At 44.2% G+C, this 24,258-nt stretch carries 23 protein-coding genes; 15 read left to right on the forward strand and 8 right to left on the reverse strand.

All coding sequences use genetic code 11. The features are described 5' to 3' along the window. The first annotated feature begins 50 nt into the window (after nucleotides 1–50). Complete coding sequence (locus ABIX36_RS17075; RefSeq protein WP_348083377.1) at nucleotides 51–365, forward strand: hypothetical protein; 315 nt, start codon at nucleotides 51–53, stop codon at nucleotides 363–365. A 66-nt stretch (nucleotides 366–431) separates the two neighbouring features. Here the strand turns inward: ABIX36_RS17075 and ABIX36_RS17080 are convergent, their stop codons facing one another. The 4 genes from ABIX36_RS17080 to ABIX36_RS17095 all read right to left on the reverse strand — a co-directional run bounded on the left by ABIX36_RS17080 (nucleotide 432) and on the right by ABIX36_RS17095 (nucleotide 6,594). Then, nucleotides 432–1,784, reverse strand: a complete 1,353-nt coding sequence (locus ABIX36_RS17080) for a RagB/SusD family nutrient uptake outer membrane protein (RefSeq protein ID WP_348083378.1) — start codon at nucleotides 1,782–1,784, stop codon at nucleotides 432–434. Nucleotides 1,785–1,797: 13 nt separating this feature from the next. Then, complete coding sequence (locus ABIX36_RS17085) at nucleotides 1,798–4,872, reverse strand: SusC/RagA family TonB-linked outer membrane protein (RefSeq protein ID WP_348083379.1); 3,075 nt, start codon at nucleotides 4,870–4,872, stop codon at nucleotides 1,798–1,800. A gap of 6 nt (nucleotides 4,873–4,878) precedes the next feature. Beyond that, nucleotides 4,879–6,177: a TlpA disulfide reductase family protein gene (locus ABIX36_RS17090; protein ID WP_348083380.1), complete on the reverse strand. Its 1,299-nt coding sequence runs from the start codon at nucleotides 6,175–6,177 to the stop codon at nucleotides 4,879–4,881. A 144-nt stretch (nucleotides 6,178–6,321) separates the two neighbouring features. Then, a complete protein-coding gene (locus ABIX36_RS17095; protein ID WP_348083381.1) occupies nucleotides 6,322–6,594 on the reverse strand; it encodes a hypothetical protein in 273 nt (90 codons plus the stop codon). A 382-nt stretch (nucleotides 6,595–6,976) separates the two neighbouring features. On the opposite strand from ABIX36_RS17095, the gene ABIX36_RS17100 reads away from it, so the two are divergent. Further along, nucleotides 6,977–7,255, forward strand: a complete 279-nt coding sequence (locus ABIX36_RS17100) for a helix-turn-helix transcriptional regulator (protein WP_348083382.1) — start codon at nucleotides 6,977–6,979, stop codon at nucleotides 7,253–7,255. A 94-nt stretch (nucleotides 7,256–7,349) separates the two neighbouring features. Here the strand turns inward: ABIX36_RS17100 and ABIX36_RS17105 are convergent, their stop codons facing one another. Both ABIX36_RS17105 and ABIX36_RS17110 read right to left on the reverse strand, forming a co-directional pair. Continuing rightward, nucleotides 7,350–9,788: a hypothetical protein gene (locus ABIX36_RS17105; protein WP_348083383.1), complete on the reverse strand. Its 2,439-nt coding sequence runs from the start codon at nucleotides 9,786–9,788 to the stop codon at nucleotides 7,350–7,352. Between the two features lie 31 nt (nucleotides 9,789–9,819). Beyond that, on the reverse strand, nucleotides 9,820–10,638 hold the full coding sequence (locus tag ABIX36_RS17110; RefSeq protein ID WP_348083384.1) for a hypothetical protein: 819 nt from the start codon (nucleotides 10,636–10,638) through the stop codon (nucleotides 9,820–9,822). A gap of 648 nt (nucleotides 10,639–11,286) precedes the next feature. Here ABIX36_RS17110 and ABIX36_RS17115 point away from each other — a divergent pair. The 13 genes from ABIX36_RS17115 to ABIX36_RS17175 all read left to right on the forward strand — a co-directional run bounded on the left by ABIX36_RS17115 (nucleotide 11,287) and on the right by ABIX36_RS17175 (nucleotide 22,170). Next, the gene (locus ABIX36_RS17115; protein ID WP_348083385.1) at nucleotides 11,287–11,925 is read left to right on the forward strand and encodes a hypothetical protein; all 639 of its coding nucleotides are present in this window, start codon (nucleotides 11,287–11,289) and stop codon (nucleotides 11,923–11,925) included. Between the two features lie 74 nt (nucleotides 11,926–11,999). Then, nucleotides 12,000–12,128, forward strand: coding sequence for a hypothetical protein (locus ABIX36_RS17120; protein ID WP_348083386.1), 129 nt, complete (start codon nucleotides 12,000–12,002; stop codon nucleotides 12,126–12,128). 186 nt (nucleotides 12,129–12,314) lie between these two features. Next, nucleotides 12,315–13,382, forward strand: coding sequence for a DUF932 domain-containing protein (locus ABIX36_RS17125; protein WP_348083387.1), 1,068 nt, complete (start codon nucleotides 12,315–12,317; stop codon nucleotides 13,380–13,382). A gap of 87 nt (nucleotides 13,383–13,469) precedes the next feature. Continuing rightward, complete coding sequence (locus ABIX36_RS17130; protein WP_348083388.1) at nucleotides 13,470–13,709, forward strand: hypothetical protein; 240 nt, start codon at nucleotides 13,470–13,472, stop codon at nucleotides 13,707–13,709. A gap of 31 nt (nucleotides 13,710–13,740) precedes the next feature. Continuing rightward, a complete protein-coding gene (locus ABIX36_RS17135; protein WP_348083389.1) occupies nucleotides 13,741–14,013 on the forward strand; it encodes a hypothetical protein in 273 nt (90 codons plus the stop codon). Nucleotides 14,014–14,108: 95 nt separating this feature from the next. Further along, nucleotides 14,109–14,288, forward strand: a complete 180-nt coding sequence (locus ABIX36_RS17140; protein ID WP_348083390.1) for a hypothetical protein — start codon at nucleotides 14,109–14,111, stop codon at nucleotides 14,286–14,288. Between the two features lie 139 nt (nucleotides 14,289–14,427). Continuing rightward, nucleotides 14,428–14,721, forward strand: a complete 294-nt coding sequence (locus tag ABIX36_RS17145) for a hypothetical protein (protein ID WP_348083391.1) — start codon at nucleotides 14,428–14,430, stop codon at nucleotides 14,719–14,721. Between the two features lie 10 nt (nucleotides 14,722–14,731). Beyond that, nucleotides 14,732–15,154 (forward strand): DNA mismatch endonuclease Vsr, encoded by a 423-nt coding sequence (gene vsr, locus ABIX36_RS17150; RefSeq protein WP_348083392.1) that lies wholly within the window; start codon nucleotides 14,732–14,734, stop codon nucleotides 15,152–15,154. 43 nt (nucleotides 15,155–15,197) lie between these two features. Next, nucleotides 15,198–16,463: a DNA (cytosine-5-)-methyltransferase gene (dcm, locus tag ABIX36_RS17155; RefSeq protein ID WP_348083393.1), complete on the forward strand. Its 1,266-nt coding sequence runs from the start codon at nucleotides 15,198–15,200 to the stop codon at nucleotides 16,461–16,463. Then, entirely contained in the window at nucleotides 16,464–17,696 is a 1,233-nt protein-coding gene (locus ABIX36_RS17160; RefSeq protein ID WP_348083394.1) for a type II restriction endonuclease, read from the forward strand. A gap of 33 nt (nucleotides 17,697–17,729) precedes the next feature. Next, nucleotides 17,730–20,450, forward strand: coding sequence for an EcoRII N-terminal effector-binding domain-containing protein (locus tag ABIX36_RS17165; protein WP_348083395.1), 2,721 nt, complete (start codon nucleotides 17,730–17,732; stop codon nucleotides 20,448–20,450). Further along, complete coding sequence (locus ABIX36_RS17170) at nucleotides 20,451–21,176, forward strand: hypothetical protein (protein WP_348083396.1); 726 nt, start codon at nucleotides 20,451–20,453, stop codon at nucleotides 21,174–21,176. It begins immediately after the preceding gene. Nucleotides 21,177–21,180: 4 nt separating this feature from the next. Further along, on the forward strand, nucleotides 21,181–22,170 hold the full coding sequence (locus tag ABIX36_RS17175) for a hypothetical protein (RefSeq protein ID WP_348083397.1): 990 nt from the start codon (nucleotides 21,181–21,183) through the stop codon (nucleotides 22,168–22,170). A gap of 409 nt (nucleotides 22,171–22,579) precedes the next feature. Here the strand turns inward: ABIX36_RS17175 and ABIX36_RS17180 are convergent, their stop codons facing one another. Together ABIX36_RS17180 and ABIX36_RS17185 are read right to left on the reverse strand one after the other, a co-directional pair. Beyond that, on the reverse strand, nucleotides 22,580–23,194 hold the full coding sequence (locus ABIX36_RS17180) for a TetR/AcrR family transcriptional regulator (protein WP_348083398.1): 615 nt from the start codon (nucleotides 23,192–23,194) through the stop codon (nucleotides 22,580–22,582). Between the two features lie 73 nt (nucleotides 23,195–23,267). Next, on the reverse strand, nucleotides 23,268–24,218 hold the full coding sequence (locus ABIX36_RS17185; protein ID WP_348083399.1) for an MBL fold metallo-hydrolase: 951 nt from the start codon (nucleotides 24,216–24,218) through the stop codon (nucleotides 23,268–23,270). Between the last annotated feature and the right edge of the window lie 40 nt (nucleotides 24,219–24,258).

Consider the following 24,258-nt stretch of genomic DNA (forward strand, 5'->3'; position numbering starts at 1 on the left):
TTATTTTGTTTGTAAGCGATGTCCTGCTTATCTTTATGAAAATCAACGTGATGAAGACGATACTCCGCTTTGAATTCGATCAGCAATTATTTCCAACAGAATATACCGGCAACAGAAATGTTGTGCTGGAAGACGCTTCGCATGTGCCGCAGACCGGCGACGCAGTGGATTTTCAGATCGAACAATTCTTCAGTGATCCCAAAGTGATCGAAGCTTACCAGGACATGACGGAAGGACAGTTGTTGATAGCTGAACGATTAAATACCCGTTATGCCAAAGATCAGGTAGAAATACTGGTGATCCTCTACCGCGAGGATATTTTTAAAGAACAATTTCCGCACCTGTTCGCACAGGCTGCGCTATAAAATAAAGCTGCGTACGCCTGGAATAAAAAAGGGAGCTTCCTGCTCCCTTTTTTGTTTTATAGCTTTTTAATAACCCGGATTTTGGGTCAATGCGGAATTGGCATCCACCTCCGGCTGAGGGACGGGAAAAAGCGTAGCGGTCGGCTTCCAGCCTGGCTTTGCGTTGCCCAGCACAGCATTGGCTTCCCCCGTTCTTTTAAGATCAAACCAGCGGTGGCCAAACTCACAAAAAAGTTCCCTTCTTCGCTCCAGAGCGATCGCAGCGGGCAGGCCAGCCGCCGGGCCAGTATACAACTGCGCGTTTGCCCGCTGCTGAATGACCCGGAGATCTTCGGCCGCACCGCGGGCATCTCCGCTGTTTGCCCGGGCCTCCGAGCGGATCAGGTATTGTTCCGCTAACCGTAACATGGTATAGTTCTCCGTTACAGCGCCGCCACTGAGTACTCTCTTGTATTTGAAAGGGTATGCGTACGGTCGTCCGCTGACCGTATTGGCAGCGATCCACTGAGAGCTGCGCTTATCGTTTGCGGTAAATCCAGCCAGTAATCCTTCGCTCAGCACAAACGGCGGGACGGCGCCGGACGAGGATGGTACAAACAGTGAAGCTTCCCACGTTTCACGTCCGCCTACGACCGGCACCAGGCGCCAGATCGACTCTTTGCTGCCGGCAAGGAACACATCCTTGGGCTCGTTCATCAAAGTAAACCGACCGGAACCAATAACTTTGCCGGCCTCGCTGGCGGCTTCCTCATAACGCTTATTGTAGAGATAGACCCTGGCCAGCAGTGCCGTTGCCGCATAATAGTTGAACCGGCGCAGATCGGGCGCATCTTTGTTCAGCTTTGACTGCGCGAAGCGCAGGTCGTCCAGGATCTGGCGGTACACGTCATCGGCTGAAGCTCGGGGCAAGGACCTGCTGATCTGGTAATCGGTCATGGTGACCAGCGGAACCGGTCCATAGAGGTTGACCAGGTTAAACAAGAGAAAGGCGCGTATGCCACGGGCTTCGGCTGATAAACGCTCTTTTTGCAGCGTACCCAGCCCGCCCGAACCATTGATGCCCTCAATACATGCGTTGGCCTGGTATAGCTGCTGATAAACGACCGTCCATAAAGAGGCGTTCAGGGCATTGGCGGGTTTAATATTATTGGCAAAAAATTCAGTTTCCGCTCCTTGTTTGGAGGAGGAAAGCTCGTCTGAAGCCAGGCCGGCGGGCAGGGTGATCCCGGTGCTGTTGGCATTTAGCGTGATATAGACACCGGTCACCGCTGCGGCAGCACCTGTGCTGTCAGCGAATACTTTATCCGTGGTCAGTTCACTCTTGGGCGACCCGGCATCCACGAATTTATTACAGGAGGTCAATACACTGCCGCACATGATCAGCAGGAAAATGGTTGGCAAGAAAATAGGTTGTTTCATATCGGACGGATAATTAGAGTGTCAATTGCAGGCCGAGTACCACCGTTTTAAGCGGCGGCACCCCGTAAAAATTCTGGGTTTCCGGATCATTGCCGGCATAACGGGTGATGGTCAGCAGGTTCTGCGCATTGGCATAGATGCGGGCATTTTGCAGATGAAGGCGGTTCAGGAATTTCGCCGGCAATTGCCAGGATAAGGCGACGTTCTTCAGACGCGCATACGAGGCATCGCCGTAAACCCCGCTGGACTCGAAGAACGCGGAACCGGCATCATAAGCTTCGCCGTACTGCACCGACAGGCGCTGGAACTGCGCCTGGTCGCCCGGCTTCTGCCACCTTTGGTTGATGGTGACCGGCAGGTTCTGCTCAAAACCGGGCAGGTTGGTATAGATCTGTTTCAGGTAGGTCGTTCCCCATTGTTTCCGGAATTCGACAAAGACGTCCAGTTGCAAACTGCGGTAGCGAAAGCTGTTCTGCAGGCCGCCGTACCATTTCGGATCGGCATTTCCGATCACCGCCTGATCGTTCAGGCTGCCGCCTGAGGGCGAAACCGGTGTGCTGGTACGCGCGCCGTCAGCACCAAAAAATTCGAACAGCCCGGTCTCTCCGTTCACCCCGGCATACCGGTAGCCTCTGACCACGTTCAGCGACTGACCGATGAAATATTGATTGCTGTAGCTGGAGGTAGCCAGTCCCGGAAAGGATACCAGTTTATTCTGTGGTATGGTCAGGTTCATGGACGCCGTCCAGCTGAAGGCCTCTTGTTTGACCGGGGAAACCTGCAGGGTGAATTCCCAGCCGGAATTCTGCACCAGCGCGTCGAGGTTCTCGGTCACCGTCGTGAACCCGGTTTGTGAAGGAAGCCGGTAACTGACCAGTTGATTGCCGGTACGGTTGCGGTACCAGGTCACGTTCGTGAGGATACGGTCTTTGAAAAAGCCCAGTTCCAGGCCGGCTTCCAGCTTCTTGGTCGTCGCCCAGCCGAATTTATTATTGAACAGGTTTCTCGGTAAGTAGCCCAGTGCGCCGTCATAGAAATAACTGCCGGTCGCCCAGCGCGACAGGTAGCCGTAGTCGCCGATCTGGTCGCTGCCTGTAATGCCATAACTGCTGCGGAGTTTGCCATAGCTCAGCCAGGGCAAATGGTCTTTCAGCAGGTTTTCTTCCCCAAATAACCAGCCTGCGCCGATAGCGCCGAAATTCCCGTACCGGCGGTCAGGGCCGAAACGGCTGGAACCGTCCCTGCGGACACTGGCGTTCAGCAGGTATTTTTCATCGTAGCGGTAGGTCAGCCGTCCGAAAACAGCCTGGTATTTATAGAGACTGTAGGCGTCGGTAATGGTCCGGTTGGGCGCGCCGGCAATGGAACCGATCAGCTCATCGCTCAGGTAGCCGGTGCCCGTGGCATCGGTCCGCGCATTGTTGTTCTGCTGGAATGTGCCGCCGGCCAGGGCGGTGTATTCATGCCTACCAGCATGACCGCGGTATTCTAATTGGGGTTCGATGATCCAGGTCCGGTAATTGTTCGTGCCGAAACTGGCAGATGCCTGGGCATTATTGTAGGGGCTAAGGGTGCTTTTGGGCGTTCCCTTGTATTCGCTCCCCTCAAAGGTCGTGTAACCGAAGCTTGACCGGAACGTGAGCCCGCCGGCGATCTTATACCCGGCCAGCAGGTTGCTCGTCAGCAGGTTATTCGATACCCGGTAGGGCTGCCGGAGGTAAGCCAGCACATTGTTGCCCGACGGAAAATTGGCCAGTTGCTGGCCTTTATAATTCCACATGAGGTTGCCGTTACTGTCCAGCAGGTCAGGATAGTTGGGGTCAAGGCCGAAGGTACCCAGCAATTCACGTGCACCGCTGCTGTTATTTTGGTAAGCCGAATATCCGGCGGAAAAGTCGAGGCTCAGCCGGCCATCGGGACTGCCATGATGCAGGTTCAGGGCCATGTTCCCCCGTTTGCCCGCAAAGTCACCCGGTAAAATATAGATCTCCCGGTTATAGCCCCCGCTCAGATGGAATGTGGTCTGGGCATTGCCACCGGAAATGGACAGGTTGGCGTTGGTCGTGTTCGCCTGGTCACCCGTAAAGAATTTCCGCCAGTCGGTATACTTTTGCTGATCGAACAAAAGCAGGTCCGGGGCATAAGCCTCGTCATTACGGATCAGGTTAGGCTGAACGCCGTCATTGACCATCGCTTCCCGGCGCATGGCCAGGTAGTCGGTGGTGTTCATCATCTGCATCGTCCGGCCGGTAAAACTCAGGCCGCTGTTCAGGTTCAGGCCGATCTTCGTTTTTCCTGCCTTCCCTTTTTTGGTCGTGATCAAGATCACACCGTTGCCGCCGCGCGAGCCGTAAATGGCCGTTGCGTCCGCATCGCGCAGCACTTCGATACTTTCGATATCCTGCGGATCGATACTGCTGAAAGGGCTGATGCCACCATAGCTGTTATTATACATGCCGGACTGGCCCGGTGCCTGTGCGGATGCATATTGGTTGATGTTGCCGTTGCCCGTGGCGAACGGAACACCATCGACCAGGAATAAAGGGTTATCGCGGGGGGCTTGAATATTCGCGGTCGTAGGACGCAAAGTGTTCTGGCCTCTGATCTGCAGATTAACCGAAGCGCCCGGAAGCCCGCTGCTGGAGGTCACCACCAGTCCGGGGACCCTGCCCTGCAGCGCGCTAAGCGGATTGCTGACGGGTTGCCGCGCAAGGTCTGCTGCGGTCACTTTGGTCACGGAGCCCGTATTATAGCGCTGCGTATTGGTTCCGTAAGCGATCACCTGCACCTCATCCAGGGAGCTGCGGCTTGGCCGGAGGCTGACATTGATCTGTTTATCGCCTGTCCATGGGAGTTCTAAAAACTTAAACCCAACGCCTGTAAAGCGCAGCGTCGCAGGTCCGGATGGCGCAGGGATATCAAAATGTCCTTTCTCATCGGTGAAGCGGACGAGGCTGGTGCCTTTGATGCTGATCGTGACCGCCGGCAGCGGTTGCCGCTGTTCGTCCAGGACGGTTCCGCTGATCTGCTGACCCATAGCGAGGGCAGGCAACAGGAATGAAAAGAGACAGTAGTAGAATATTTTCATAATTGGTTAGGGCTTTGGGGTGATGGGTTCGTTGACAGCATGGATGGCATACATCCGGATTTTTCTTTTTTCGCGCTTGAGCGTTACGCCATATTTCTTCAGGACTGCACGCAGTTCGGGTTCGTCGACCGCTGCTTTTTTTAAGCGCAGGTCGATCAACGGATCGCTGCCCGTTTCATTCAGCACGGGCAGTTCCGACACCTCGTCAAAAAGTTGCAGGGCCTCACGGAGCGGGTAATTGGACAGGGTGACCGGGATGTTGCTTTCCGGCGTGTACCAGTTCGATTCGGGTTTGGCTTCTTTCAGTACGGCGTTGCTGGCGATGCTTTTCGCTGCGGAGAATACCAGGCATTCGCGTTCGACCAGAACACTGTCTACCGTCAGGCCGAAATAGCGGCGCATATCATCCTGCATCAGGAAAAGGGCTGCTGCGCGTGAACGTGGCGGAAAGATCGCCTCGTATGTGAAGCGGTGTTTGCTGTTCCATTCAAACGAAATGCTGTCCTGCCGGAAGCCGGGATCAACCTCTTTGGTGGTCATGATCCGGTTCTCATTCACGCGTCCTAATTCCGGGAAGGCCGACCGGATCAGGTAATAGGTGGTGTGATTCACGAATAGTAAACGGTTCGTCTGTCCCTTACCGTCGGTACTGCGCATGACCGGGTTCCGGTACCCGGGCGAGTAAGGTGTCAGCAGGGAACGGTAGATATACTGCGACGGCTCACCACCGTTACCCTCTACATAGATGGGACGGTTTAAATTCAATGCAAGGTTTTGCTGGTCGGTTGGGCGCGATGTGCCTTTCAGAACAGCAGCGATGGTATCTGCATGGATAGCCTCGATACCGGTCGTCGCCATCACCTTATTGTCTTTGATCCAGGCGTAGAACGGTACGGTTTGGTGTGGCAGCAACTGACCGAGCACGGTGTCGCCCCAGACACTCGGAAAATGAAACTCCGGGTGACGTTTGAAGAAAGCAGTAAGCTTTTCTTTGCTGTCCCCGTGCCAGCCGTCCACCGCCAGGAATTTGACCTTTCCTTTAAACTTTTCTTGTAGTTCTTCCACGGCCGGAAACATTTTGATGCAGGAACTGCACCAGGTGGCCCAGAAATCGATGATCAGCAGTTGATCTTTATAGTCGCCAGTCCTGATCGTTTTGGCTTTGCTGTTGATCAGTTGGATAAAGGTCAGTGAGGGTAGCGTGTCGCCCTTTTTTAGCGGAGGGCCCGTTGGTTTGTCCTGTGCGCCCGCGCTGGAAAAAAGGCAAAGCGCGGCCAGGACACTTAGGAGTATCATTTTTTTCATGATTGTTTTGTTAGAATGAAATAGAAGAAGTAATCAGAAGATGTGATAACGGCAGCCTGCAAAGCTTAACTATTAACTGACCGCAGGCCGCCGTTACCGGCCGCTCATTCGGGCGGGCAGATGACAAGGAACCAAATTTTAAGCTTAATCGTTACGCGGCTCATCGGAATTGGATTGATCGTTCAACAATTGCTTTAATTCAGCCTCGTGATAAATGAAACTTACCAGATCGGGTAAGCGGGCAAGCCCTTTATCCTGTAATTGTTGAAGATCGATCCCTTTTTCCGAAAGCGAGTTATAAAACCAGTCATGAAGCTCCTGTTGGAACTGCTCATAAGGAATTTGAGCAAAACGTTCCATTATCCCGGTAAGGCTACCGAAATCAGGAGTACTGTTATTTGGTTTTAAATCATCCATTACAATGAGGTTATATCATCAGTATGGAGTCCGCTGAAGGGGATGAACTGTTAAAAATACTACAGGCATGGGTCCCAACTTATCGCATCGGAAGGGTTGACACACCCGTGAACACAAATAAGAAGGGATACCCATACCTGTAGCATGGGCATTCCGGCTTCTCACCTTGCGTTCATTTGAAAGTGTCAATTTTCCGATGCAAGACTCAAAGCGAATGCTTCAATATTTTTAATGAAGATTCGCAAAAATAATACTCGCGTTTAAAAACGCCTATTTATTTCACATAAATCGTATATGTCTAATTATCAAATATAAACACTTATTTCAATTTTAGGTAAAATTTTACCTAATTTTTAAAAATAAATCGGTCTCAATTTGATACATGGCAAGTCAGTACCGAGATCAGGAATTTATTAAGAAAGTCTGCGAAAAAATAATAGAAATAAGGAAGCGAAAAGGTATCGTTCAAGAAGACTTAGTTGATAGAACTGGATTTGGAATAAAACAAATAGGAAATATTGAGCGTGGAGTAAGCAATACGTCAATAAGTAATATTGCGGCAATTGCCAAAGCTTTAGAAGTTCATCCGAAGGAACTTTTGGATTTTGATTTTGAAATTCCCAAATATTCCCCTTTAAGAAAAGACAGGAAAGGAAAATGAGCAATCGCTTACGATAAGCCGTTATGTTCTTAAATCAATAATAATAAAATTCAAGAACCACGGTAGTGCATAAAAGAAACATTCTGTAATATAATCAGGATAGATCGATTTCGTTTTTCCTCTTTTTAGACGAGTTTTTGGGAGAAGCACCCCATTCTTCATACCAGGACGGAAGCTTGAGATAAATTTGCTGAGTAAAATTACACAGTGCCAGCAAGTTATCATGATTGTAAGATTTTACATCTATGCCGAGCTTTTCCCAATTGTCTTTCAGGCTCCAAATGTCGAAAAGCTCATTCCCGGTGAGTATAAGCATCGCGTTAACTGGTGTTTCGTTTTTCCAGTATTTCCGACCTTTTTTTGCTAACGCTTTCAAATACCCTATTTCTTTGTTGTTGAGTTTTTTACGTAAAGTGGAAAATACAATTATAGCACCTGGAAATTGGCGGGCTAAGGTTGACATGCGGTCGACATCAATTTTTTTAAATTCACCGTAAGTTTTACACTCGCCAAATAAAATCCCTGCCTTTGTTTCACCAAATCTGGACTCTTGCCAGAACATGGCGAAATCTGCCTCAAGTTGCCCGCCCGAAGGCGTTTTCGCATTGAAACTAAGCGCTGGGGTTGTTTTAATCATACCATGGTTAATTTCTTTGATGAATCGAAGAGTCAGCAAAGTTGCATAAGCTCCGGAAGCGTATTGCGGTATACTAAACGGGCCGGTAGTTTTGTAACACCACTTTCCTTTTTCTAAACTACCGGTAGCCGGAAATTCATTTAGACACAGTGGGCAATTCAAAGTGTTTAAGATCTTTTCAGTGGGATACCATGAATCGCGAAAGCAGTGAGGACATTTTACTCGGAGCCCAACCTGAAAAATCTTTTTAGATACAAGATATTCCAGGAGGTGATCTTGTTTAGCAGGCGATTGCAGTCTGGTTTTAATTTGTCCATACTCAAGCTCTCGTTCTCGATTTACGATAAGTTCCTTTCCAATGACAGGTTTCTTATTCATAGTCACCGCACCACCGTTCATGTGTTCGAGCAAACTAAGTAAATTCTCATCCTCGAATATATCTATATTGCCTTCCAGAATCTCAAATAACCTCTTGGCGACTAGGCCCGGGACCGAGGCCACCGCTTCATATCCCTTGTCTTTCAACCAAGCGAAAAAAACACTTTGTGGGTTAGGAATTTCCCATTTCTCATTATTTACATAACTTACAAGCTTAATTAATCCCTGACTTCCGACACGCCATTGTTTACGCAGCGCAGCAAAGCTGCCGAGTGTTTTTAAATAATTGCGGCCTGAAGATTTGGGGTAGGTTTCTGCAAGAAAATCATTTGAGCCATACAATCTGAATTTAATTTCATTACTGCATATGGCATGACTGTAGAAATTATTGTCCACAATTTTAGGCAGCATCGAGTCGAAGGAAACAACGGAATGTTCTATTTTATCCAGATTTACAGTCTTTTCTTCACTATAGAAATTATCGCAAACAACCCCGTCCTTGTCCCTGGCCCATTCATCCCATATCCGGGGTGACCAGGATTGAAAAGCAACGACATGATTCAATCCGCTTACTGTAACATGTTTTTGATAATCAAGTGAGTTTACAAACTCCTGTGCCTGTTCCATCGTTACATACGAAGAAGGAATAACGGTTGTACTCGTATACACCTGTTCGTTAAACCTGATTGGCTGGAAATTCTGAATCAGGTAACTAAGTGCAACCTCTTTTATTGCTGGCTCCGCAAATAACTGAACAGGTATCGCTATCACATTCCGGCCTAATGCCCGTAAATTCCAGTATTCCAAAATGTCATCGGGTTTGGTGGCATCAATAAGAAGCATATAATTGCGTTCGCGAAATCCTGCTTGATTGATTATTTTTAGAAATTGTTGGGTTATCCTTCTGGGAAAAAAAGCATAAGGATTCAGAAGCAGTTTGAAATCGGCAGGAGTTATCGTCCGTTCGGTAATTTCGAGTTCCTTCAGATAATGTTCTTCAATGCCCTTCATCAGCATTTCAGGCATTTCACCAAATACACTGCTCCAATAAAGGGCCAGGGAACCGCTATGTCGTGTCAGAATTACTTCGACAGGATATTTTGCCTTGTATTTGAAATGTTCATTAAACAAATGTTTAAATAAACTAAAAATGCCAACGCCATAATTTGGCAATAAATCATGGTTTTTATGCCTCCATAAATCATTTGGCATAATGACCTCAAGGCCTAATGGTATGATATAGGACGGAAGATTATTCAGGGTCATTTTAACTAAAATATCAGGATCGTAAGCTTCAATCAATCCTCTCGATATTTCTTCCGCGCTTGCACGTCCAGTTTTTTCTCGCCAACTTTTTGGTTTTCGTTTAAAAAAAGGAATTATAGGACAATAAGCCCCTCCCCATAACGATGTGCTGAGCTGGATAGCTTCTCTGATTTGCTGAACATTATTGTAATCTACTAAAAATGCAAATTTCAATGGTTTGACATTTATAGTAATTGACCCTGATTTCGCCATTAATATTAATTAGTTTCCAAATGGAATTCGCTTAAAGCGCAGCGTATTCCACTATCTGGTGAATAAATTCAAATGCACTATTTCCTCCTTTATAGCTGTCAGCAATCGTTACTAAAGCACTCGTTGTTCCGGCTGTGGTATTGAGGTAACCGGCCAGCTTATTTAGTAATTGCTGAGAAGACGTGGTATCATTCTTTTTGAGTGCTGCCAAAAGAGCGTTCATATCTTCTTTAATCTGATCAATATCAGAATGTTCAATTGTATTATTGATGATTTTCAGATCTTCGTTTTTTATCACATCCACATTCAGGAAGGCTCTGCTGATGCTAACATCGAAAAGATGATCGGCATGAACACTTTCGTTATGCGGAAAATGATCGTCTGAAACCCTCCTTGCAATACACTTAAAACCAAAAAAAATATTCTCGTATAAATTGAATACAATGGCTGATCGTTTTTCCTGAAAATTATATAAGACCTCAAAATTGCCCGGTGGCCTCGTGGACACAAATCCTCCGGAATTTGCTGGAATGTAAGGCTTGTCTTTAAATTTGATAACATCCGGAATATAACTCTTCGGAAACAATATCCCTATGACTGTACCGCCCGGCACTCCGTAGTCATCACAAAAAATGATCTCGTCGTCTTTGGCCACCATGATGGTTTCATCCCCTGCTTCGCGCTTCCATATTTTATGTTTCCCATTAACACGAAATGGAAAATACGCAGCATCATCTGGCATTTTGTTACGACGGGTATGAAAAGTCCACTGAAAATTATCGCCGCTGATCTGAGCCACGTCGACTCTTTCCTCACCGATTTGTTGGAGTACTAAAAGTTTGGTTATCATATAGAAAGCATTATTGTGGTGGAAACTTAGGTAAAGGAACACAATATCGGATTTTTATCACGTGATATTAGAGTTTTATTACACCTCGCCATTGATATAAAAATTCGATGTTTTAAGATTTCTTTTCAGCATATCTCATTCAGGTGTTGTTTGGCCATCTTTTAAAGGCGAGTAATCTATTTCAAGGTAAATTCTGTGTGCGTTGCCTCCGGCCAGGGCCATTCGCTGTATCTGCCATGCAGGATGCCGCTGCTGTCCCTAACGGGGCGCTTGATTCTCACAGCCGTTCAAAACAAACGCTGTTTCAGCGCAAAAGCATCACCATTCGGGCTATGGCCCCGAATGCCTCCGCACTTGCGAAACACCATCAACAGATTTTTTATGCCATAGCTATTCCCAAAAGAAGGAGAAAAAGGAAAACAAGTTGGGCACTGTTAAATGATGACTGCCGGTAGTATCAAAAAGACTACGGCATAAACGGCTGCCTCCCCAAAGGGTCCCCTCCAATTATTCCGTTTCCTTTTTGTGTCGTTACGTGCCCGCGGATTTGCTTTCTTTTTCTCCTTTTTCTTTTGGAAAAAGCTTTTACGGGAAAGGGTCGAAAGAGAGAAATAAACAACAAAATTTTTAACTCTTAATGCTTAAAAAATGAAAACAGCAGAAAAAAATGCAAAGGAAGTACAAGGTACAAACGCAAAAAACACTAACGCACCAAGGACAGAGAACCGCCCGAATTTAACAGGAAAGGAAGCCAAAAAAGATGAACCCGCAAATGATGAAAAACCCGCCGAGGCTGAGAAAGTTGAGGCAGCGCAAACCGCCGAAGCAAAGACAGGTGTTGCCCCTGCAGTGGGTAACCAACCCGCTGACCTTGCGCCATTCACCACGGGACAGGGATTAGAAGAAGCGCAACAAAAAGAACAACAGGAACAAGCGGCGGCAACCGAAGCGCCAAAGGGCGAGATAAAATATATCAAACCCGCCCTGAATTTGGAACAAACCTTAAAATCGGTGGGTAACCTGCACCGCCTGACCATCCAGCGGTTAGCTCTGATTGGCCGCATCAAAACTTTGGAAGATTTTGAAGTGAAACTTTTGGAAGAAAACGACGAGTTGGAAAACAACCCTTATCAGGGCTGCAAATTGATTATCAAGGACGATAAAGGCCGTGAGTTTACCACGAACACGCCGAACTTAATCCGCATGGTTACGCAATTCATTTTTGATGCCTGCCATGAGAAATTAGGTGAGATAGAAGCCAATATCGTATTTCCGCAACAGGGTTAATTAACCATGCTCCCGTCCCGGTACATATCGGGATGGGGTATTTTTTTTAAAAAGTTCACTAATCAGAAATTAAGATGTACGAGCAATTTATAGAGCTGACCGACCAAATATTTTGGGATGGTTACGCAGAGCAGCTGGCTAAAGAAAATCCCGAAGCCTTTCGGTTTGAGTTCAACGATTTTTTAAACGCTTACCAATTATAGCCATGCAGGACACCCTTTTTTTATTGATCAAGGTAACGGTTAAAACAACTTATAAACACATTCACAATGCAATAAGTGAGTTACAACGGGAAACGGATTACCATATCGGCAGCACAAAAAATGTCGAGGTCATCAAAACGGAAATAATGGAATTGAAAACCAAATAACACATCAAAAATTAAAATTATGGCACATCAGATAAATTTCAACGAAAAGACATGCAAAGACAGCTTTATGAGCGTAAAGGAAAAAGCCTGGCATAATTTAGGGCAGGTTATAGAAAGTTACCCGAAAAGCAGCGAAGCGATGCAGTTTGCAGGACTGGACTATATTGTAGAAAAACGCCCCTTATTTACCTATGATACTGACAACCACACAGGCGACCCCGATAGTGATATTATCATACCTGAAATAGAAGTACCCAACTATTACGCAACCGTGCGGGCAGACACCGAGCAGGTTTTAGGCGTTGTGGGTAATGATTACGAAGTGATACAAAACCGGGATGCATTCAGCTTTTTTGATGCCATTGTTGGCGGTGGTGACGGTATTCTATATGAAACCTGCGGTGCATTGGGCAATGGCGAAAGGATTTTTATTACGGCTAAACTACCGGGTTACATCCGGGTAGGTAGTGACGACCTGATAGAAAAATACCTTTTTTTGACCACATCCCATGACGGTTACGGTAGTATTACCGCAGCATTTACGCCCACCCGTATTGTGTGTAACAATACGTTGCACGCAGCTTTAGGCAACATGACGAACAGCGTAAAGATACGCCACACACAAAGCGCACAGGAACGTTTAAAACAGGCCCATGAAGTGATGGGGATATCCAATACCATGAGTGACCAATTGAACGGGATTTTTAATCGCTGGGCAGGTATTCGCATTACCGATAAAGAAGTATTAAAACTGGTACAGCGGGCTATGGCGCCAAGTAAGGAGGTTTTGCAGAATGTACTGGACGAAAACATAGACGAGTATAGCAGCCATTTCTTAAACACCGTGGAAAAAGTTTGTGAATTTGCCTTTAGCCACCCTACGCAGCAAATGGACACGACACGGGGTACTTTGTTTGGTGCTTATAATGCGGTCAGCGGATATATGCAGAACGTAAAGCAGTACAAGACCGAAGAAGTTAAACTCAAATCCATCTTATTCGGTAACGGCTTCAACAAAACGCAAACTGCCTTTCAGCTTTGTAAAGAGTTTGAAAAAACAGGAGAAACCATATTGGCACTAAACTAACATAAGGGGCGAAAGCCCCTTTGTATAAAACCCATGTCACCGATATTAGATATCAGTAACAATATTTTTGAATCAAAAACCTAAGTTATGAAACACGCAAGTCACGATAATTACACGGTACTCTTACTTGCCATAATTTTGTTTGTCGCCGGTTTATTAATCCGTTATATCATAGGACGGCGCAGGTTCAACCGCCGTGGTGTCGGCGGTTTGCAGCATTTCAAATCCTATAACACCAGCTTAATTATACCTGTCATGGAGCGGGTTTTGAATATTATAGGTGCGCTTATGATTTTAGCAGGAATTGCACTATATTTTATAAGGTAACTGCTTTAAACTAATTTTAATAAATTTGAAAATGGATAATCTATTGATGCCGGAAAGGCCGGGGCAGATTTGCAAGATAATATCGGACGTTCCTGATAAGGAATCCGAAGATGTTTATATAGTAACAGAAGACCCTGCCCAATTTGACGGTGATGATAATATTTTGGTGGTAAATCTTAAAGAACTGCAACGAAATGTTGCGCACCCTGGAAATGCGGAAAGAATAGCAATTCCCAAAAATGAGCTGATTGTTGTAGGTGAAGACCTGACCTCTTACGTGCATTCCTGGAATGCTGATAAATAATTTAATAAATGGAAATTGTTCACACGCAGCCGAGTTTCTAGAAGGATAATAATAACCCTTATCTCAAAGCTGTTGAAATAACAAAACCCGAGTTAATGTCGATAACCGCTACACTGAGCCGTTATGATATTATTGAATGGCTGATGTGGAACGACTGGAACGGTGTTTACGGCGATGGCGATTCAATCCGAGAGTTTGGCGTAAAAATGACCCGCGAGGAAGGTTTGGAGATCATGCCTAGGCAGATCAAGGAAAACCGGGTAATCGAACCCTAAAACTCAAGCGGCGCAGATCAATATGGAAAACCGGCAAATCCCGTAACCGGAATTTGCCGCATCTTTTTGCAGATTTAATCAGCAGTTTACTATGATATTTCCTCTGTTTTGAGTATATTTATTATATAGATTTTAAGTTATGATCGCTGTAATTAACACAATAAATGACGTAAATATTTTCGCAAAAGACCTTATTGCGGAGGGATTAAACTTTCATCCTGATGAAAATTTCCGGAATTACGTAAATCTTGAAACGGGTGAAGATACCTATACTGTTGAAGAAGCTGATATCAGAAATAAACTGATGACCCGATGCTTTGAAGTTTGTGACCGTGAACATATCGATATTTACAATCTGACAATGGAGGTTTTTCTGAAGGAAACCGGACTGGATAAATATATTCCGCTGCCATCATCATTACTGATGGAATAACAGTTATTGTATGACAGACGTACATTCCCCAAAGATAAGAAGTTATAATATGTCCCGTATCCGCAGTAAGGATACGAAACCTGAAATGCTGGTTCGTAAATTTTTATTTTCTAAAGGTTTCCGCTACCGTCTCCACGACAAAAATTTACCAGGCAAACCCGATATTGTCCTTCCGAAATTCCGAACAGTCATTTTTATACATGGCTGTTTTTGGCATGGCCATCAGGGATGTAGCTATTTTGTTGTACCTAAAACCCGTACTGAATGGTGGTTAAACAAAATCGGCAACAACGCTGCCAACGATAAAAAATCTGTGGGTTTACTTACCTCAGCCGGCTGGCGGGTAATTGAAATCTGGGAATGCGGATTGAAGAAAAATACTATAGAAAGTACCCTGTCCGGACTGCCCGGTGAAATCAGGTCTGTTATTTAAGTAAAAAATTCGTTAGTTTGCTCTTGCAAACTGTGTATTAGAAATGAACGAAAAAGCGGAACTGAAAGCACCAAAACTCAAAGGAAATAAAATAAAAAAACTACCATCTATACCTGACGAATTTGATCTGGCATTGCTCAGTCACTATCATTCGACCAAAGATATTGTTTATAGAGATGCAATAGAACTGCTTGAAAAATATGCTCACCTGACAGATAAAGTTACTGTCGACGATCTTTATAAAAAAATTCAATTAACGATCACCCACAGTAATTCTGTTCCATTTCCGAACCCTGTAAAAGGAGACCCTAAATTCACTTTTATTGATCTGTTCGCAGGAATCGGCGGTTTCAGAATGGCATTGCAAAATCTGGGCGGCAAATGTTTGTTTACATCGGAATGGGACAAATACAGCAAACAAACCTATTTTGCGAATTATGGTGATTATCCTTTTGGAGATATTACCAGTCCGGAAGTAAAGGCACATATACCTGAAAAATTCGATATCCTGTGCGGAGGTTTTCCTTGTCAGCCATTCTCTCTTGCCGGCGTTTCCAAGAAAAACAGTTTAGGCAGACTGCATGGTTTCCAGGATGAGAAACAGGGAAATCTATTCTTCCATATTGAAGATATCCTGCGAACACACCGGCCCAAAGCATTTTTCCTCGAAAATGTTAAAAACCTCGTCAGCCATGACAAGGGAAATACTTTCAAAATTATAAAACAAACACTTCTCGACCTGGATTATTCCTTTGATCCGAAAGTGATTGATGGCGCAGCCTTTGTTCCGCAACACAGAGAACGCACGTTCATGGTTGGCTTCGACAAAAAGGTTTTCGGTAAAGATGTGAAGTTCGATTTCGGCACAATAAAATACCCGGAGAAAAAACAAACTGCGCGGAATATCCTTCAGGCTGAAGTTTCGACGAAATATACCTTGACCGATCATCTCTGGAAATACTTGAACGAATACGCAAAAAAACACCGTGAAAAAGGCAATGGTTTTGGTTTCGGACTTGTTAACCTCGATGGCGTAACGAGAACGATAAGCGCACGCTACCATAAAGACGGCGCGGAAATACTTATTCCGCAGGAAGAGGGTAAAAATCCAAGAAGGCTAACACCGCAGGAAGCTGCCGCGCTTCAGGGTTATCCTATCTGGCCGATAAATACAAAAAGCAAAACCAAATCATTAAAAATACCTGTTTCTGATACCCAGGCTTATCGTCAGTTCGGGAACTCGGTCGTTATGCCTCTGATACAGGCGGTTGGCGAACAGGTAGTTAACTTACTGCAATTAAAAAAATAGATGGCAAGTCCGTTATCCCGTTTTTTTTCAGGCGTTGGTGTCAAAAGGCTCAGTCAGGTGGAGGTCGCGCCTGATGCTTCGAATCAGCATGAGTTCAACGGGATAAATGAATTCCGGTCAATCTTCGGATCAGAAAAACGAAAATTTGAAACCAAATTTATATTTCTCTCGGACGACGAAGATAAGTTGCTTGAAGCAAACGGCTTCATGACCTGGTACGATGCCAGGGAAAATCATCCGACCCGTACCGAATTCCGGCTTTACTATTCATCCAATGAAGTGCTGGCTTCGGCAAATTCAAATGATCTTGTTGTTGTTGGAAAAACCGGCGCAGATCAGCTGGCGGTAATTGTCGCCCCTCAGAATTCTACTTCTGAAAAACAGTTGCTGTGGTTGTTTGGCATGGAAGAAGCCGCCAATAAATTCATGGTACGTGATCTTACAGGCGACAAAAGGGATATGGGTTTTGCCGGACGGTATATCCTTTCCTCACTCGGTATGGAGCAGGATGAAACTGCGCCTGATTTCTTGGACGAACTGCTATACAAATTTGGCAAAGTATTTCCGACTACAAAGGAGTTTTCAGCATATGCCCGTTCGACCGTAAAATATGTTTCTCCCGTGGAGGAACCCGATGAAACTCTGATGGCATGGCTGGAACGCGAAGAATTACTTTTCAAAACACTTGAAAAAGTTATTGTCAAGGATCAGTTAGTAAAGGGATTTGGCCCTGACGGTACAGACGTGGAAGAATTCATTAAGCTTTCACTGAGCATCCAGAACCGGAGAAAAGCAAGAGCCGGTTTCTCGTTTGAAAATAATATTGCAATTTTGTTCAGCCTGAACAGGGTGCATTATTCCCATGGTGCCGTAACTGAACGCAATAACAAGCCAGATTTTGTATTTCCCGGGATACGGTATTATCATGAAGCTGGCTTTAATCCTGAGTTACTGACGATGCTTGGCCTGAAAACAACGGCTAAAGACCGTTGGCGCCAGGTACTGTCTGAGGCAGCGAAAATCCCGAACAAGCATCTTATCACACTTGAGCCATCAATTAGCCGTAATCAGACAGAGGAAATGAAAGCAAATAATTTACAGCTTGTGATTCCGGCACCACTGTTCGGCACCTACAGTGCTGAACAACAAAAAGGCCTGATGTCTTTAAGAGGGTTTATCGACCTTGTGAATGGCAGGCAGAATCATTATAGTGCAACTCCGCTTTTGTTTTAATATATTTAACTTTCAATTGCTTTATCATAAAATATGACTGATGAATTATCAGCTGCTGTCGCGACCGTAAAAAATGGTGAAGTCAGCTTTTGCAAGTTTATAAGCCCCAATGACGCCGGAACTACCGGAGCGCATCAGGCCGGGTTGTACGTTCCGAAAAACGCCTACCGGCTTATATTTGATACGCCGGGTGTAAAAGGCCAGAACAGGGAACAGTTTGTGGAACTTACATGGTTCGACGGGCAGACCACCACTTGCTGTTTCAAATATTACGGTACAGGCACCAGAAACGAGTACCGCATTACCCGTCTCGGCAAATCTTTCAATGAAGACGATCTGGTAGTCATTGTAAAGCAAAATGAGATTGACTATAAAGGATTTATCCTGAGAAGCGAAGTAGAAAAGGACTTATTTTTACGTGAACTTGATCTTACACGTGATGATACAAATGCGTTGATTAAATATGTTCCGGCTGCGGACGAATTTCCGGAACAGCCTTTTGATGACTCGGAATCGGTAACATCCGATGAAGATTTGCCGGTTTCAAATAATTCAGAGGCCAGAAATGTAAGCTTTAAACCTAAAGCACATATATTGACTTTACTCGGTGAGGAACTGATCAAGGATCCCGTAATGGCAATTTATGAACTCGTAAAAAATAGCTATGATGCCGATTCCAAAAGTGTCAATGTGTATTTTAACAATATTACTGATCTGGCCAACGCGACCATTATCGTCAAAGATTCAGGTATCGGAATGACAGATCAAATCTTGGAGAACGTTTGGCTTGAACCAGGTACGGCTTTCCGGAAATCAGTTGACCAACAGGGTAAACGCACAATTATCCGGACCCCGATTTATAACAGGGTGCCTATGGGTGAAAAGGGCGTGGGGCGATTTGCCGTACATAAACTTGGAAATGTCATAAAATTAATAAGCCGCCCGGGCAAAATTATCCTGGATGAGAACGGTAAATTTCTGCGGAAGGAATTACTTGATTATGAGATTAATCTTGAAATTAACTGGCGGATTTTTACGCAGTCGAAATATTTGTCCGATGTAAAAATCGATTATTATAAAAATACCGACCCCGAAAGTTTTTACTTTAAAAATGATACCGGAACCTACATAAAAGTGTCCGGTCTTAAAGAAGTCTGGAACAGAGGTATGGCAAGGCAATTAAAGCGGCACACGGTATCGATGGTCTCGCCTAAAAACGACCCCGATGAGTTTAAGATTGACCTTAATTTTAACAACAACTGGCTTGACCGCTTCCCGGATATCAATGAACTTTTAAAACAAGCTCCCTATAAACTTGTCGCTATCCTGGATAAAGATTATAATTTCACTTTTGATTACGAATTCAGTCTTGCCAACAATAAGACGGCCGGCGGACGAAAAATCAAGGATGACAAATCCTATGACAAAAACATTCTCGGTATGATCCGCCCTATGTTCCGGAAATATTACGAAGATAAAGGCCTGGACGATAGTGTTATTGAAGAAATCCTTGAAGCGAAGGCAAAGGAAGCACTCTCATTTGGTTCAGTCATGATTGAGCTCTACTCATATGATATGGATTCCGCTTCATTAAAAGATGTTACATATACTCCGGATATCCTGAAGAAAACCCTTAAAGAACAATTCGGGATTAAAGTGTTTAAGAATGATTTACGGGTTTATGACTACGGCGAACCCGGAAATGATTGGCTCGGACTCGACATAAAGCGCGTGAATAATAAAACCTGGTTTTCCAATAACCAGAATATCGGATTTATCTACCTTGATGCTGCCGGCTCGGGCTCGCTGATCGAGAAAACAAATCGTGAAGGTTTTATTAAAAATGAAAGTTTTGATCTGTTTAAAATAGTCGTAGAGTTTATACTAACCCAGTTTAAAACCGAAAGGCTGAAAGACCGGGAACAATGGATAAGGCTCAATAAAAAAGATAACGGACAGTCGTTTACGGATAGAATAGCAAACTTTGTTGCGCTCATCAATGATGCAGAGATCGACGACGAAAGCAAAAAGCAAAAACTACTTGAACAGGCATCACAGATTGAAAACGACTACGAAAAAGCGCAGGAAACACTATTAATTCCCGCAGGTGTCGGCATGACGGCCTCGGTCGCTTTACATGAAATTGAGAAGCTGGTTCCCAGAATGGAGGAAACAGTTAACGGCGACCCCATAGATACCGAGCGCATTAGAAATCAGGTAGAGGAATTGGATGACTATGTTTCAGGTATTCTCTCGGTGCTAAAACAATCCGGGACAAAGCCGGTCGAAATAAAAGATGCGGTAAATCAGGCGCTCAGCAATTATCAGCTTAAACTGAAGATCAGAAAAATAAATATTGAGCAAATTTATGAAGACGAACTGCAAACGGTTAATTGTGACAAACGCTATCTGGTTACAATGCTGATGAATCTGATAGACAACAGCATTTACTGGCTTGATAACGTTTACAAAGAAGATAAATCCATTTTAATTAAAGTAGCGAAAGAAGGTGACTTTGCTAAGATTATTGTTGCAGATAACGGTCCGGGCTTTAAAGACACTATATCTGAGATAGTGACACCGTTCTTTTCAAGAAAAGAGGGCGGTATTGGCATTGGCATGTATCTGATCGACACGATTATGATGAAATATGGTAAGCTGAAGATATTTACAGATAATGCTGAAGCTGATCTCGATGAAAAATATACGGGTGCAATAGTTGAATTAGTTTTTAATAAAAATCAGGAGGTATAGATGTTACTCGGACCGCAGGTTGCCTTTGTCGACGATATAAAACGTGAAATTACGCCTTTGGAAAATGTCCTGAAAGACAGGCACACGGGCACGGTGTTTTTTGATGCATCCACAGATAAAAACAGGTTCCCGGAAAAACCATTGGAAACAGTCAAGCTATTATTCCTTGACCTGTATTATAAACCAACGTTTGATGCCGAATTGTCTGCACAATGGGTTCAGAGTATTATTCCGCCACATTCGGATTATACCCTGGTGATCTGGTCAAAAGACACCCATCAACAGGAAGAATTACTTACCATACTCGACTATATCGAGTTAACGCCAACCCGTGTTGAAGCTTGGCAAAAAACAGATTTTGATCTGGAAAATCATAATTTCTCAAAAAACATCGACGACCTGATAACCACAATTTCAGGTGAACCGTATTATGTTGAGGACATACTCTTTGGTGAGATTATTAACGTCACAGATGAAGGTGTCTTTATAAACTGCCGCTTGAATGATGAAAAGCCAACTTTTCAGCTAAGGAAATTTGATAAAAAACTGCTTGGAAATATTGAAAAGGTGGAAGCCGGCATTTTTGTCAGAATTCACATAAATTCAAAACCCGGTGCACGCAGAATGGATGTTTTTGAGGAAAAGAAAGACCGGTCGGATCTTTTCGAGCAGCCGGATTTTTTCAAAGGCCTTGATGGTAATGCATTTTTTATAGAGAGCAAATAGAAATATGAAGCTTACATTTAAAGATGTCGGTCAGGGCGATTCTATCTTACTTGAATGGGAAGACGGAGACCAAAGAAAAATCGGAATTATAGATTGCAATCGTAAATACGGGAAAAATCCTGTACTGGAACACATTGAAGCTGAAAAGTACAAAGAGATAGAATTTATAATTTTGTCGCACCCCCATACAGATCATTATTCAGGTATGACGGAACTATTGACCTGGATTGCCAAGGAGGGAATTATAGTTAAAAGCTTCGGACATACGGTTCATTTACTGGCTTCCGATTATTATAAATATCTGAACGGACTAGAAGCAGGAACCAAAGCCAAGGGTGAGTTGCAAAAGATGTTTGATAAAGTTGATGAACTTGTAAAATCTGAAATAATTAAAAAGATTGACTTTATCATTGAGGGCACTGTCAGAGACCTTACAGACGAAGTCAGGATGAAATGTCTCTCCCCAAGTAAAACGGAGGCCGAGATTTACATGAAGGACGTTGACCTGCAGCCTGTTAAAAATCCTACCAAAGCCAGCGCAAGTGCAAATCACCTTTCAACGATGTTTAAAATCACCATTGGCGATAATTATTACCTTTTGACGTCGGATAGTGAGTGTGTGACGTTCGCTAGGCTAATGAAAGAAAATATCCATGTTAACCTTCAAAAGAAGCATTTAAAAATTGCTCAGGTTCCGCATCATGGCGCATTTGTTAATTACCATGCGCCCTTCTGGGATTTTGTGACACGTTCGGATAAGCCACAGGCTGCAATCTCGGCCGGATTGCATGAAACTTATAAACATCCCCACCTTCCTGTATTAAAAGCTTTTAATAACCAAGGTTATGATATTCATTGCACGAACATTGTGTACGGTATGATTGAATTTGCAGACTACCTGAATGAGCTGGCAGAATTGACAAACAAACTGGATACCTTCACGGAAGTCGTAGCAAGTAACACCGGCGGTGATAAATTTTTCGACCTTATTTGATACAATTAATTGATAGTATGAATTGTTATTCAATTGATATTGAAAAACATGCTATCAACAAGTTAATCGATTATATCAGTAGGATTTATGATTTAGAAGTTATTTGCTGGACAGTAAAGCCGGAAACTGCTGTGACAGAATTTGTACTTCTGAAAAATGTCGATATCGTTTTTACAGGTATTAATTTACCCGAAATCTCCGAATTAAATCTTATTAAACAATTGCCGAAACCAGGATAAGGTCATAGTAAGCAATAAAAATTGTTGCCGCGTGTATTACACGTTTTTGCGAATGCTGCGCGTGATTTCGCTGGTAGTGGATAATTCCCAAAATGCTTCTTGTTTTCCTAATATTAGCTGACAGGTGAAAATACGGGGCGTTATTTGGTAGAACCTGAAACTTGAAAAGACTATCGATCCTCCGCTAAAAATGCCATATGGACAACCTGATCGATCGCATTTAAAATATCCTGCCGACCGCGATCACTAGCCAGGTTAACGTCTGAAAACATACCGCCATTATACCGCATATGTAGCGTCATATAATAGATCCCGCCGACCAGTAACGCTGCGATAGCCCTGAAATTTACCCCTTTCTTTTCCAGATAGGGGTCACTCATTTCCAGGAATTGCTTACCCATGGTTTCCCGTGTGTTATGAATACTTTTCATAAGATCACTTTTGGCGGACAGCTCCCAAAGAATAAGCTGCTGCATTTCCTTGTCTTCCTGAAAATATAAAAATTGATTTTGCAGGACCTGGCTCAGCAATCGCTGCATGTCCGGTGCATTTTCCGGTATCTTCAGCTCCCGCATATGATCGGCAAACCGCATCCAATAATCCGTTTCCACGACATAAGCTTCGATCAACCGTTCGAAACTGCCGAAATAACGGTAGATCAGTTTTTTGTTGACCTCAGCCTGCCGCGCCACTTTGTTCACCCCAAGCCCGGCATAACCTTCATTTTTAAAAATAAAGGCGACCGCGTTGATCAGTTTACGCATCGTTTCCTCTTTATTTTTCATGTTTGTAATTCAGTTTCCCGGGGAATAGTCATACCATAAGTGTTATTCATATTATTTCCGCTATTTGCAGATTTTACTCAATTTTCCCCAAGACGCTGTAAGGAACCGGCAGCCATTTATAATGATTACCCTCAGCAATTATTCTCCCTATTCCCGGAAAAGATACATGAGCCGCGGCAATGATATATCCTTTCCTCGCAAATTCCGCATAGGTAGCGTTTCGCTGTGTAGCACCCTTTTGCTTATCAAAATCATATTCATCAGGGATTGATGAATCGTAAAACTGTACCTGCTCTATGTGAACTAAATCTCCAAAGAAGATCATTTTTTGTTTGCCGGATCCGATAGCATATACAGTATGACCTGGGGTATGTCCGGGTTTCTCAATTGCGGCTATTCCGGGAATGATTTCTGATGCGCTGCTGAACGCCTTTATCCTATTAGCCGTCAGATAAGGTTTAAGATTTAAGTAGGCTGGTCTGTTGAGCGTGATGCCTTTCGCTTCACCGGTTTGCAAAGTTTCGTGGACTTTCCAGAAATCGAGTTCTTTCTGACTTAAATGGATGGTGGCATTTGGAAAAACTAATTTTCCATCCTGACTTAAGCCACCACTATGATCAACATGGACATGAGTAATAAGTATATCGCTGATATCCTCCGGTCGGTATCCTGCTGTCATTATACTTGTTACGAGTCGCCCTCCAAAGGGTTTGAAAAGATCTCCCGAGCCTGCATCTACAAGTATAAGTCTGGACCCGCTTTTAATAAGATAGGCATTTATTGATATCTCAACAGTACTTGCCAAACCAGCTTTTTTTAGTTGTTGCGCTAAGACACCGGGGTCTTTAGGAAGTAAAATGGTCTTTGCTTCAACAGGAACTGTTCCGTCAGACAGTGCCACAATTTGGAAACTGCCGAAATTAGCACGATAATATCCCGCCTGTGATAACTGTTCCTGTGCACTTGCATGTTGCCATGTTAGAAAGGTCAGAATGGCTAGCACCCATGTTTTGATTGGTTTCATGGTTTTATAATTAATTAAGTTTCCGTATGGTTTCCTCTTT

This window comes from Mucilaginibacter sp. (assembly GCF_039925265.1).
Lineage (GTDB): Bacteria > Bacteroidota > Bacteroidia > Sphingobacteriales > Sphingobacteriaceae > Mucilaginibacter.